At 63.9% G+C, this 11,816-nt stretch carries 10 protein-coding genes; 2 read left to right on the top strand and 8 right to left on the bottom strand.

What is annotated here, in order from left to right; genetic code table 11:
- Positions 1-127: 127 nt before the first annotated feature.
- The 3 genes from PP4_RS21810 to PP4_RS21800 are packed head-to-tail and all read right to left on the bottom strand — an operon-like array spanning position 128 to position 2,471.
- Positions 128-493, bottom strand: coding sequence for a hypothetical protein (locus PP4_RS21810; protein ID WP_016501311.1), 366 nt, complete (start codon positions 491-493; stop codon positions 128-130).
- A gap of 5 nt (positions 494-498) precedes the next feature.
- A complete protein-coding gene (locus tag PP4_RS21805; RefSeq protein ID WP_016501310.1) occupies positions 499-927 on the bottom strand; it encodes a DNA polymerase III subunit chi in 429 nt (142 codons plus the stop codon).
- A gap of 50 nt (positions 928-977) precedes the next feature.
- Positions 978-2,471, bottom strand: coding sequence for a leucyl aminopeptidase (locus PP4_RS21800; RefSeq protein WP_016501309.1), 1,494 nt, complete (start codon positions 2,469-2,471; stop codon positions 978-980).
- A 301-nt stretch (positions 2,472-2,772) separates the two neighbouring features.
- Between PP4_RS21800 and lptF the strand changes: the two genes are divergently transcribed.
- On the top strand, positions 2,773-3,888 hold the full coding sequence (gene lptF, locus PP4_RS21795; RefSeq protein WP_016501308.1) for an LPS export ABC transporter permease LptF: 1,116 nt from the start codon (positions 2,773-2,775) through the stop codon (positions 3,886-3,888).
- Positions 3,881-4,942 (top strand): LPS export ABC transporter permease LptG, encoded by a 1,062-nt coding sequence (gene lptG / locus PP4_RS21790; RefSeq protein ID WP_016501307.1) that lies wholly within the window; start codon positions 3,881-3,883, stop codon positions 4,940-4,942. Before lptF ends, lptG begins: the two co-directional genes overlap by 8 nt.
- 181 nt (positions 4,943-5,123) lie before the next feature.
- On the opposite strand, the gene PP4_RS21785 is transcribed toward lptG, so the two are convergent.
- The 5 genes from PP4_RS21785 to gcvP form a co-directional block, all read right to left on the bottom strand.
- A complete protein-coding gene (locus PP4_RS21785) occupies positions 5,124-5,612 on the bottom strand; it encodes an RDD family protein (RefSeq protein WP_016501306.1) in 489 nt (162 codons plus the stop codon).
- Between the two features lie 94 nt (positions 5,613-5,706).
- Positions 5,707-5,919: a cold-shock protein gene (locus PP4_RS21780; protein ID WP_016501305.1), complete on the bottom strand. Its 213-nt coding sequence runs from the start codon at positions 5,917-5,919 to the stop codon at positions 5,707-5,709.
- A 357-nt stretch (positions 5,920-6,276) separates the two neighbouring features.
- Entirely contained in the window at positions 6,277-7,398 is a 1,122-nt protein-coding gene (gene gcvT / locus PP4_RS21775; protein WP_016501304.1) for a glycine cleavage system aminomethyltransferase GcvT, read from the bottom strand.
- Between the two features lie 27 nt (positions 7,399-7,425).
- On the bottom strand, positions 7,426-8,802 hold the full coding sequence (locus tag PP4_RS21770; protein ID WP_016501303.1) for an L-serine ammonia-lyase: 1,377 nt from the start codon (positions 8,800-8,802) through the stop codon (positions 7,426-7,428).
- A gap of 154 nt (positions 8,803-8,956) precedes the next feature.
- Positions 8,957-11,812 (bottom strand): aminomethyl-transferring glycine dehydrogenase, encoded by a 2,856-nt coding sequence (gcvP, locus tag PP4_RS21765; protein ID WP_016501302.1) that lies wholly within the window; start codon positions 11,810-11,812, stop codon positions 8,957-8,959.
- Positions 11,813-11,816 lie beyond the last annotated feature (4 nt).

Below are 11,816 nucleotides of genomic sequence, written 5' to 3'. Positions count from 1 at the left end.
TGTTGAGGCGACAGCCGCTGGGGCTGCTTTGCAGCCCATTCGCGGCACAAGGCCGCTCCTACAGGGACCGCGGTGCCTGCAGAAGCGGCATTGTGCCGCGAATGGGCCGCAAAGCGGCCCCGGAATATCACTCGGTACGCTTGATCAAGCGCTCGATCCGCGCATCCAGCCGGCGCTTGATCTCGTTTTCGATATGCGGGGTGAAGTCGTTGATCACGTCCTGCATGATCATCTGCGCCGCTGCGCGCAGCTCGCTTTCCAGGTGCAGCAGGGTGTCCTGCCGGCGTGTCTGCGGGTCTTCCTCGGGCTCGACAGCGATTGGCTCGCCATCAGGCGCAGGGTTACCGGCAGGTTCTTCCAGCAGTAACGGGATCTGTTCCACCGTCTCGGTCAGCAGCGGCGGTTGCAGGTCGGCGTCGCCAAGCAGCTGGCGGATCGACTCGAGGTCATCGAGCAGATGGGCGGAGTCGGGCAAAGGGGAGGGCTTGTCCATCGTCGTCAAAGTCGCTGTAAGCGGTGGTCTTGCAGAGCATAGCCCTGTTCGCGGTAGAAACGGAATCGCTCCCGGGCTGATTGGCGGATGCCAGGCTCTTCCACCACGATTTCGGCCACCCGCTCGAACTGGCCGACGAAGCCCGGCACGCCGGCCCCCAGGTTGATCAGCAGGTCGCGGTGATCGCCCGCATTGTCAGCCAGGCCAAGGGCCACGCCGGCATCGGCATGCAGCTCGGCCAGGTCGTGGGGCACGAAGGCCTCACCCTTGAAGCGCCACAAACGCAGGTCCAGCTCGCTGCGCTGTTCTTCATCCTGGCAATGCAGATAGACCCGGTGGCCGAGGCGCCAGGCCTTTTCGCACAGTTTGCAGGCGAAATCGAGCCGCGCCGACAGCGAGTCGGTGGGCAGGATGTAAAAGTCGACTTTGCTCATGGTGGTAATCGCCGGCCGGAGGTGCGCAAGGCACCACCGGCCTCACGGCGTCAGGCGCCAGCGCGGTCCAGCAGGTACTGGGTCAGCAGGGGCACCGGGCGGCCTGTGGCGCCTTTGTCCTTGCCACCACTGATCCATGCGGTACCGGCGATGTCCATGTGCGCCCAGTTGTAGGCCTTGGCGAAGCGCGACAGGAAGCAGCCTGCGGTGATGGTGCCGGCCTTCGGCCCACCGATGTTGCCCATGTCGGCGAACGGGCTGTCCAGCTGCTCCTGGTATTCATCGAACAGCGGCAACTGCCAGGCACGGTCGTCGGCGCGTTTGCCAGCGTCGAGCAACTGGCCAACCAGGTCGTCGTTGTTGCCCATCAGGCCGGTGGTGTGGCTGCCCAGGGCGACGATGCAGGCGCCGGTCAGGGTGGCGATGTCGATCACCGCCTGCGGCTTGAAGCGCTCGGCGTAGGTCAGGGTGTCGCACAGCACCAGGCGGCCTTCGGCGTCGGTGTTGAGGATTTCGACGGTCTGGCCGCTCATGGTGGTAACGATGTCACCCGGGCGGGTGGCACCGCCGCTTGGCATGTTCTCGGCACAGGCCAGCAGGCACACCAGGTTGACCGGCAGTTGCAGTTCGAGCACCGCGCGCAGGGTGCCGAACACGCTGGCAGCACCGCACATGTCGTACTTCATTTCGTCCATGCCGGCGCCTGGCTTGAGGCTGATGCCGCCGGTATCGAAGGTGATGCCCTTGCCCACCAGCACGAACGGCTTGTCTGCCTTCTTGCCGCCCTGGTAGTTGAGCACGATCAGGCGGGGTGGCTGGTCGCTGCCCTGGCCCACGGCGTAGAACGCGCCCATGCCCAGGTCCTTGATCTTCTTCTCGTCCAGCACCTCGACCTTCAGCGCCTTGTGCGCCTTGCCCAGCTCCTTGGCCTGTTCGGCGAGGAAGCTTGGGTGGCACAGGTTAGGCGGCAGGTTGCCCAGGTCGCGGGTGAAGGCCATGCCGGTGGCAATGGCGCTGGCGTGCTTGACGGCGCGCTCGACCTCGGCCTGGCCGGCCTTGTCGGCCAGCAGGGTGACTTTTTTCAGGGCGCGTGGCTCGACCTTCTGGCTCTTGAAGCGGTCGAACACGTACTCGCCGTCCAGCAGGGTTTCGGCCAGCAGGCGGTATTTGCCGTAGTGTGCATCGCGGTTGTTGACCGCGACATCGTCCAGGGCCAGCACTGCATCGGCGCCATTCAGGCCCTTGAGCACGCCGGCCACGCTGGCGACCAGTTTGCGCCAGGTGCGGTCGCCCAGGGCTTCGTCCTTGCCGCTGCCTACCAGCAGCACGCGCTCGGCTTTCAGGCCCTGCAGGTTCTGCAGCAGCAGGGTCTGGCCTGGCTTGCCAGCCAGGTCGCCGCGCTTGAGCACAGCGCTGATGGCACCTTCGCTGGCCAGGTCGACAGCCTTGGCAACAGCGCCGAGCTTGCGGTTTTCACCTACCGGAATGACCAGGGTGGCGGTTTTTACGGATGCAGCAGCTACGCTTTTTACAACCAGTTCCATGTCAGGGTCCCCGAATGATCGATACGAATGGCGCTGTGTGTTCCAGCGCTCTGGACGGGCCTGGCGGCGGAGTCGCGCGCCAGCGGAAAAGCTGCCAGTTTGAGCCTGCGGCAAGCGTGCTGACAACCCCGTTATGCGCCTTCATGCGCGGCCAAGTGACAGGCGCGGTCAATCACAGGATAATGCGCGCACTTTACATGGAGGTTCGCCTTTGGCGAACCGGCATTGGTCTTGGCTGTACTAAGTCATTGTTTGGCGCCATTGCATGGCAGTCCGCCCTGACAACCCAGGAGTGTCTGGTTTGATCGTCTTTCGTTATCTCTCCCGCGAGGTCCTGGTGACCTTGAGCGCCGTCAGCGCTGTGCTGCTGGTGATCATCATGAGCGGGCGCTTCATCAAGTATCTGGCCCAGGCGGCCCAGGGCGTGCTCGACCCGGGCGTGCTGTTCCTGATCATGGGCTTCCGGCTGCCGGGTTTCCTGCAACTGATCCTGCCTCTGGGGCTGTTCCTCGGCATTCTCCTGGCGTACGGGCGGCTGTACCTGGAAAGCGAGATGACCGTGCTGTCCGCAACCGGTATGAGCCAGCAGCGCCTGTTGGGGCTGACCATGGTACCGGCGGCGCTGGTCGCCCTGCTGGTGGCCTGGCTGAGCCTGAGCCTTGCGCCGTTGGGCGTTGCCCAGGTGCAGCAGATCATTGCCCAGCAGGACACGCTGACCGAGTTCGACACCTTGGTGCCGGGCCGCTTCCAGACCTTGCGTGACGGTTCGCGGGTGACCTACACCGAGCAGCTGTCGGACGACCGCGTCAACCTGGCCGGGGTGTTCATCTCCGAGAAGCGCTTCAACCAGGACAAGACCAAGGACCGCGCCCCATCGGTACTGGTCGCTGAAAAAGGTCACCAGGAGATCCAGGCCGACGGCAACCGCTACCTGGTGCTGGAAAACGGCTATCGCTATGACGGTAACCCGGGCCAGGCCGATTACCGCGCGATCAAGTACGACACTTATGGTGTGCTGCTGCCCAAACCGGAAGTCGCCGAGGAAGTCACCGAGCGCGAAGCCATCCCCACTTCCGAGCTGATCGGCAAGAAGGGCCTGCGAGAGCGTGCCGAGCTGCAATGGCGGCTGTCGCTGCCGATCCTGGTATTCGTCGTGACCCTGCTGGCGGTGCCGCTGTCACGGGTCAACCCCCGCCAGGGCCGCTTCCTCAAGCTGCTGCCGGCAATTCTCTTGTACATGGCCTACCTGACAATGCTGATTTCCGTACGCGGCGCCCTCGAGAAGGGCAAATTGCCGATTGGCCTGGGCATGTGGTGGGTCCACGGCCTGTTCCTGCTGATTGGCCTCGGCCTGTTGTACTGGGAACCGATGCGCCTCAAGCGCGCCGCCCGTCGTGCGGAGGTGGCCCATGGGTAAGCTGGACCGCTACATCGGCCAGAGCGTACTGCTGGCCATCCTGGCGGTGCTGGGCATCATCCTCGGCCTGGCCTCGCTGTTTGCCTTCATCGACGAGATGAGCGACCTGAGTGACACCTACACGGTGATGGAGGCTGGCAACTTCGTCATGCTCACCGCACCTCGGCGGCTGTACGACATGCTGCCGATGGCAGCCCTGATCGGCTGCCTGATCGGCCTGGGCAGCCTGGCAAGCAGCAGCGAACTGACCATCATGCGTGCGGCCGGGGTGTCCATCGGCCGCATCGTCTGGGCGGTGATGAAACCGATGCTGGTGCTGATGCTGGTTGGCCTGCTGATTGGCGAATACGTGGCTCCGGTGACCGAGAACAAGGCCCAGGCCGACCGTTCCCTGGCCCAGGGCGGTGGTGAGGCGCAAAGCTCCAAGCGCGGCATGTGGCACCGCCAGGGTGAAGAGTACGTGCACATCAACGCCGTGCAGCCCAACGGCCTGTTGCTGGGTGTGACCCGTTACCGCTTCGACAGCGAACGCAAGATCGTTACTTCGAGCTTCGCCCGCCGCGCGCAGTACCAGAGCGACCACTGGTTGCTCGCCGACGTGCGTACCACCCACTTCCGTGGCGACCACACTGAAGTCGTCAGCGTACCGCAGGAGCGCTGGGACGTTTCGCTCACGCCAGAACTGCTCAATACGGTGATCCTGGCGCCGGAGTCGCTGTCCATTACCGGGTTGTGGGATTACATCCACTACCTGTCCGACCAGGGCCTGAACAATGCCCGTTACTGGTTGGCGTTCTGGACCAAGGTGCTGCAGCCGATGGTCACCGCGGCGCTGGTGCTGATGGCGATTTCCTTCATCTTCGGCCCGCTGCGCTCGGTAACCCTTGGCCAGCGCGTGTTCACCGGTGTGCTGGTGGGCTTCGTGTTCCGCATCGCCCAGGACCTGCTGGGGCCATCCAGCCAGGTGTTCGGCTTCCCGCCGCTGCTGGCGGTGGTGATCCCTGCGGGGATCTGCGCCTTGGCCGGTGTCTGGCTGTTGCGTCGGGCAGGATAGTGGCCTGAGTTGTACAAAAAAGCCGACCTCAGTGTCGGCTTTTTCATGGGTGTTGCCTGTTCAGGCCTCTTCGCGGGTAAACCCGCTCCCACAGGGATCGCATGGGGTTCGAATCCTGTGCTGTACATGTGGGAGCGGGTTTACCCGCGAAGAGGCCAGCACAGGCAGCACAACGCTCGGATCATTTCTTTTGCTTCGGCACCCGCACCAGCTGGCTTTCCGAATAGATGTCATGCCAGCCACGCTTTCGCTTGTCGATCAACACCCAGAAGAACCCCAGCCCCAGGCACAGCCATGAGGCAATCGACACCACGAAGCGCAACAACGCCTGCCACAGGCTGATGGCTGAGCCATCGGCATTCTGCACGCGCACGCCCCACACCTGCATGCCCAGCGTCTGCCCGCCATGGGTCCAGAACTTGGCAAAGAAGCCGAACAAGGCGAACAGCAGTACCGTCGACAATAGCGGGTCGCCATCCAGTGCGCCGGCTTCGGTCAGCTCTCGCATGCGCGCTTCGCCGATGATTGCCATCTGGATCAGCTTGTAGGCACCGGCTGTCACGATGAGCAGCGCAGTACATAGCAGGAAGTCATAGAACATCGCGGCCAGTCGTCGGCCCAGGCCAGCAGCGGGGAAGTCGCCTTGAGGGATAAGGTGGGGCTTGGGCATCGCTCGGCAACTCCAGGGGGAAAAGCTCATTCTATGGAATCGCAAGCAAAAAAAAGCCCCTGCGCGTCAACGCAGGGGCTCTTTTTTAGAAGTATCAGGCTTCAGCCTGGACTTCGTCAGCCTGCATGCCTTTTTGGCCCTGCACAGCAACGAAGGTCACTTTCTGGCCTTCTTTCAGGCTCTTGAAGCCGTTGCCCTGGATGGCGCGGAAGTGCACGAACAGATCCGGACCGCTTTCTGGGGTGATGAAACCGTAACCTTTTTCGTCATTGAACCACTTGACGGTACCGTTCTGACGCTCAGCCATTGTCTTATTTCCTATGAAACTTAAATTTTGATGACAGTTTCTTCTGCATTGTTTGTAAGCAAAAGACTACTGGGCTGGGTTGCAGGAAAGTAAGAGACGTCGAACGGGTTGTAGCAGATTGCGGCTACTGGCCCAGGTCACGAACTGTTGCGACCCATGCAAACACAGTGCAGTGACTCTACGACAACTCCCGAGCGAAAAACAAGCCCTTGGTCGAATGGAAAATCGGCCGCTTGCCGATAACCGACCAATTTGTCGGAAACGGCGTGGCGCCTGGCCTGGCGCCATGTTCAAAAGTTATTGGGCAGGTTCGAAAACGAATATGTCGAACCTGGCCACAACCTTCACAAAGCCGTTTCAACCACGGTAGTAACGTTGCGCCACGAAAGGCATTTTGCTGACTTTCAAGGCAACCTTCTTGCCGCGCACCACGGCAAACAGTGCGGTGTCGAGTGCAGTATGTTCACTATCGATATAACCCATTGCAACAGGTGCGCCGAGTGTCGGGCCAAAGCCGCCGCTGCACACTTTGCCTACCGGCTTATCGTTTGCATCGACAATATCCGCGCCTTCACGTACTGGCGTACGCTCCTGCGGCAACAGGCCGACACGTTTGCGCGCCACACCGTCGCGCTGGTGGGCAAAGATCGCTTCAGCGCCGGGGAAGCCGGCCGCACGTGCACCGTCGGCACGGCGCACCTTGGAAATCGCCCACAGCAGGCTCGCTTCGATCGGGGTGGTCTCGGTATTCATGTCATGGCCGTACAGGCACAGGCCGGCTTCCAGGCGCAGCGAGTCGCGTGCGCCCAGGCCGATAGGCTGTACTTCGGGCGCGGCCAGCAGACGGCGGGCCAAGGCTTCGGCGGCCTGGACCGGTACCGAAATTTCGTAGCCGTCTTCGCCGGTGTAGCCTGAGCGGCTGACGAAGCAGTCTTCACCCAGCAGTTTTACCGGCCGGAACTGCATGAAGGTCATGCCGGCCACTTCCGGGGCCAGGCGCTCCAGCACCTTGACCGCTGCCGGCCCTTGCAGGGCAAGCAGGGCACGTTGTTCGAACAGCGGCTGCACCTCGCAACGGCTACCGATGTGCGTTTGCAGGTGGGCCAGGTCCTGGTCCTTGCAGGCGGCGTTGACCACCAGGAACAGGGTGTCGTCGCCCAGGTTGGCAACCATCAGGTCGTCAAGGATGCCGCCTTGTTCATTGGTGAACATGGCGTAGCGCTGCATGCCCACCGGCAGGTCGATGATATCCACCGGCACCAGGCTTTCCAGGGCCTTGGCGGCATCGGCTCCGCGCAGGATGATCTGGCCCATGTGCGAGACATCGAACAGGCCGGCCTGCTCGCGGGTGTGCAGGTGTTCCTTGAGCACGCCCAGCGGGTACTGCACCGGCATGTCGTAGCCGGCAAACGGCACCATACGCGCACCCAGTTCCAGGTGCAGGGCGTGCAGTGGGGTCTTGAGCAGTGTTTCGGACATCGGTGACTCCTTGGTTTTATTGTTGGGTCAACATTCGATGATGTTGACGGCAAGACCGCCGCGGGCGGTCTCCTTGTATTTGCTTTTCATGTCGGCGCCGGTCTGGCGCATGGTGCGGATGACCTTGTCGAGCGACACGAAGTGCTGACCGTCGCCGCGCAAGGCCATGCGTACCGCGTTGATCGCCTTCACCGAGCCCATGGCGTTGCGCTCGATGCAGGGGACCTGCACCAGCCCGCCTATCGGGTCGCAGGTCAGGCCAAGGTTGTGTTCCATGCCGATTTCGGCAGCGTTTTCCACCTGCTGCACGCTGCCGCCCATCACTTCGCACAGCGCGCCGGCGGCCATGGAGCAGGCCACGCCGACTTCACCCTGGCAGCCCACTTCGGCGCCGGAGATGGAGGCGTTCTCCTTGTACAGGATGCCGATCGCTGCGGCGGTGAGCAGAAAACGCACCACCCCGTCGTCGCTGGCGCCCGGCACGAAGCGCATGTAGTAGTGCAGCACCGCCGGGACGATGCCCGCGGCGCCATTGGTGGGTGCGGTAACCACACGCCCGCCATTGGCGTTTTCCTCGTTCACCGCCAGGGCATACAGGTTGACCCAGTCCAGCACCGACAGCGCATCGCGCAGGCTGGCTTCCGGGTGGCGGCTCAGCTGGCGGTACAGGGCCGGGGCCCGCCGCTTGACCTTGAGCCCGCCCGGCAGGATGCCTTCATGCTGGCAGCCGGCTTCAACACAATCCTGCATCACTTGCCAGATACGCAGCAGCCCGGCGCGGGTCTGCGCCTCCGGGCGCCAGGCGGCCTCGTTGGCCAGCATCACCTGGCTTACCGACAGGTTCTGCGTGGTGCAGTGGCCAAGCAGTTCCTTGGCGGTCTTGAACGGGTAGGGCAGCACGGTGCTGTCCTCGACTATACGGTCGTGGCCGGCGGCATCCTCGTCGACCACGAAACCACCGCCCACCGAATAGTATTCGCGGCTGCGGATTTGCAGGCCGGCGTCGTCGAAGGCGCGGAAGATCATGCCGTTGGGGTGGTAGTCCAGCGGCTTGCGGATCATTGCCAGGTGCTGCTTTTCGATGAACGCAATGCGCTGTTCGCCCAGCAGGTTGATGTGGCCGCTGTCGCGGATGGCCTGCAGGCGGCCTGGGATGGAGCCGGTGTCGACGGTGTCGGGGTGTTCACCTTCAAGGCCTAGCAGTACGGCCTTGTCACTGCCGTGGCCCTTGCCGGTGGCGCCCAGGGAGCCATACAGCTCGGCCTTGACGCTAATCGTGCTGGGCAGCAGGCCGTCGCGGCGCAGGCCTTCGGCGAAACGTGCGGCAGCACGCATCGGGCCGACCGTATGGGAGCTGGAGGGGCCGATGCCGATCTTGAACAGGTCGAAGACGCTCAGTGACATGGTGGTTCCTCCAGCCAGGAAAATTAGGCGGACGGTGAACCCGGTGGGAGCGGGCGTGCCCGCGAATGCGTCGGTGAAGTCATCATCGCATTCGCGGGCGCGCCCCCTCCCACAGAGGTCCACACCTCAAGTCAGGTAGCGGGCCTGAGCGCAATCAGGCGTCCTGATAGCTCTCGATCGACGGGCAAGCGCACACCAGGTTGCGGTCGCCGAACACGTTGTCGACCCGGCCGACCGGCGGCCAGTACTTGCTTTCCACCAGGCTTGGCAGCGGGTAGACCGCCTGCTCGCGGCTGTAGCCGTGGGCCCACTCGCCAACCAGCTCGGCCGCCGTGTGCGGGGCGTTCTTGAGCGGGTTGTCGTCCTTGTCCAGGCTACCGCTTTCGACCGCACGGATTTCTTCGCGGATCTGGATCATGGCGTCGCAGAAGCGGTCCAGTTCTTCCTTGGCCTCGCTTTCGGTCGGTTCGATCATCAGCGTGCCGGCCACCGGGAAGGACATGGTCGGGGCGTGGAAACCGAAGTCGATCAGGCGCTTGGCCACGTCGTCGACGCTGATGCCGCTGGTGTCTTTCAGTGGGCGCAGGTCGAGGATGCACTCGTGGGCCACCAGGCCATTGCCGCCGGTATACAGAACAGGATAGTGCTCTTCCAGGCGGCGGGCGATGTAGTTGGCGTTGAGGATCGCCATCTGCGAAGCACGCTTGAGGCCGGCGCCGCCCATCATGCGGATGTACATCCAGGTGATTGGCAGGATGCTGGCGCTGCCGAACGGTGCGGCGCACACCGCCCCTTCGGTGTTTTCCAGCTGCGCATGGCCGGGCAGGAACGGTGCCAGGTGCGACTTGACGCCAATCGGGCCCACGCCCGGGCCGCCACCACCGTGTGGGATGCAGAAGGTCTTGTGCAGGTTCAGGTGGGACACGTCGCCGCCGAACTTGCCTGGCGCGCACAGGCCGACCATGGCGTTCATGTTGGCGCCGTCGATGTACACCTGGCCACCGTTGTCGTGGATGATCGCGCAGATTTCGCCGATCGCTTCCTCGAACACACCGTGGGTCGACGGGTAGGTGATCATGATCGCGGCCAGGCGCTCGCGGTGCTCGATGGCCTTGGCGCGCAGGTCCTCGACATCGACGTTGCCGCGGGCGTCACAGGCGGTGACGACTACGCGCATGCCAGCCATGTGTGCGGTGGCCGGGTTGGTGCCGTGGGCCGACGACGGGATCAGGCAGATGTCGCGGTGGCTTTCGCCACGGCTGCGGTGGTAGGCGCGGATGGCCAGCAGGCCTGCGTACTCGCCTTGGGAGCCGGCGTTGGGCTGCAGCGACACGGCGTCATAGCCGGTGGCGGCGCACAGCATGGCTTCCAGCTCGGTGGTCATCTGCAGGTAGCCCTGGCTCTGCGCGGCCGGGGCGAACGGGTGCAGGTTGCCGAACTCGGCCCAGGTAACCGGGATCATTTCACTGGCCGCGTTCAGCTTCATGGTGCACGAGCCCAGCGGGATCATGCTGCGGTCCAGTGCCAGGTCCTTGTCGGCCAGGCGGCGCAGGTAGCGCATCAGCTCGGTTTCGCTGTGGTAACGGTTGAACACCGGGTGTTCGAGGATGGCCGACTGGCGCAGCAGGGCGGCAGGCAGCAGCGAACCGGTGCTGGCAGCCAGGGCGGCGAAGTCAGGCTGGGCCTTGTCGTCACCGAACAGCTGCCACAGGGATTCTACGTCTGCCTGGCTGCTGGTTTCGTCCAGCGACAGGCCCACGTGGGCGGCGTCGATCTGGCGCAGGTTGATGCCCTGGGCGCGTGCGTTGTCATGCAGGGTTGCGGTGGCAGTGCCAGTAGCCAGGGTCAGGGTGTCGAAGGCGCTGGCGCCCACTACCTGGACGCCCAGCGTCTTCAGGCCGGCGGCCAGGATCGCGGTCAGTGCATGGGTGCGTTCGGCAATGCGCTTGAGGCCGGCCGGGCCGTGGTAAACGGCGAACATGCTGGCGATGTTGGCCAGCAGCACCTGGGCGGTGCAGATGTTGCTGGTGGCCTTTTCGCGGCGGATGTGCTGCTCGCGGGTCTGCATGGCCAGGCGCAGGGCGGTCTTGCCGAAGCGGTCGATCGATACGCCGACCAGGCGGCCCGGCATGTCGCGCTTGAACGCGTCCCGGGTGGCGAAGTAAGCCGCGTGCGGGCCACCGAAGCCCAGTGGTACGCCAAAACGCTGGGCGCTGCCGATGGCCACGTCGGCGTCGAATTCGCCCGGTGGGGTCAGCAGGGTAAGGGCCAGCAGGTCGGCCGCGACGGCGACCAGCGCGTTGGCGGCGTGGAAGCGCTGTACCACTTCACGGTAGTCGAACACTTCACCGTTGCTGGCGGGGTATTGCAGCAGGGCGCCGAAGAAGGCGCTGACATCGCCCAGCTCGCGCTCGTCGCCGACCACCACCTCGATACCCAGCGGCTCGGCACGGGTGCGCAGCACGTCGAGGGTTTGCGGGTGGCAGTGCACGGAGGCGAAGAAGGCATGGCTGGCCTTGTTCTTCGACAGGCGCTTGCAGAAGGTCATGGCCTCGGCCGCAGCAGTGGCTTCGTCGAGCAGGGAGGCGTTGGCGATCGGCAGGCCGGTCAGGTCGCTGATCAGGGTCTGGAAGTTCAGTAGCGCTTCCAGGCGGCCTTGGGAAATTTCTGGCTGGTACGGGGTGTAGGCGGTGTACCAGGCAGGGTTTTCCAGCAGGTTGCGCAGGATCGGCGCCGGGGTGTGGGTGTTGTAGTAGCCCTGGCCGATGTAGCTTTTGAACAGCTGGTTCTTGCCGGCGATGGCCTTGAGCGCGGCGAGCGCGTCGGCTTCGCTCTGGCCGTCGTGCGAGCCCAGTACGCTGGTGCCCTTGATGCTGTCGGGGATGACTGCGGCCGTCATGGCGTCCAGCGAGTCGAAGCCCAGGGCGGCGAGCATGGCCTGCTCGTCAGCGGCGCGCGGGCCGATGTGACGGGCAATGAATTCGTTGGCGGTGCTGAGGTTGATGGTCATGGCG

Origin of the sequence: Pseudomonas putida NBRC 14164, from assembly GCF_000412675.1 — a bacterium.
GTDB lineage: Bacteria > Pseudomonadota > Gammaproteobacteria > Pseudomonadales > Pseudomonadaceae > Aquipseudomonas > Aquipseudomonas putida.
Note: the sequence above shows the minus strand (reverse complement) of the source record. Positions and strands in the feature narration are given on the sequence as shown.

Excerpts from the sequence above, each read along its gene's own strand:
- PP4_RS21805 (WP_016501310.1), bottom strand. The coding sequence starts at position 927 with ATGAGCAAAGTCGACTTTTACATCCTGCCCACCGACTCGCTGTCGGCG.
- gcvP (WP_016501302.1), bottom strand. The coding sequence starts at position 11,812 with ATGACCATCAACCTCAGCACCGCCAACGAATTCATTGCCCGTCACATC.
- PP4_RS21785 (WP_016501306.1), bottom strand. The coding sequence starts at position 5,612 with ATGCCCAAGCCCCACCTTATCCCTCAAGGCGACTTCCCCGCTGCTGGC.
- PP4_RS21810 (WP_016501311.1), bottom strand. The coding sequence starts at position 493 with ATGGACAAGCCCTCCCCTTTGCCCGACTCCGCCCATCTGCTCGATGAC.
- gcvT (WP_016501304.1), bottom strand. The coding sequence starts at position 7,398 with ATGTCCGAAACACTGCTCAAGACCCCACTGCACGCCCTGCACCTGGAA.
- lptG (WP_016501307.1), top strand. The coding sequence starts at position 3,881 with ATGGGTAAGCTGGACCGCTACATCGGCCAGAGCGTACTGCTGGCCATC.
- PP4_RS21770 (WP_016501303.1), bottom strand. The coding sequence starts at position 8,802 with ATGTCACTGAGCGTCTTCGACCTGTTCAAGATCGGCATCGGCCCCTCC.
- PP4_RS21780 (WP_016501305.1), bottom strand. The coding sequence starts at position 5,919 with ATGGCTGAGCGTCAGAACGGTACCGTCAAGTGGTTCAATGACGAAAAA.
- PP4_RS21800 (WP_016501309.1), bottom strand. The coding sequence starts at position 2,471 with ATGGAACTGGTTGTAAAAAGCGTAGCTGCTGCATCCGTAAAAACCGCC.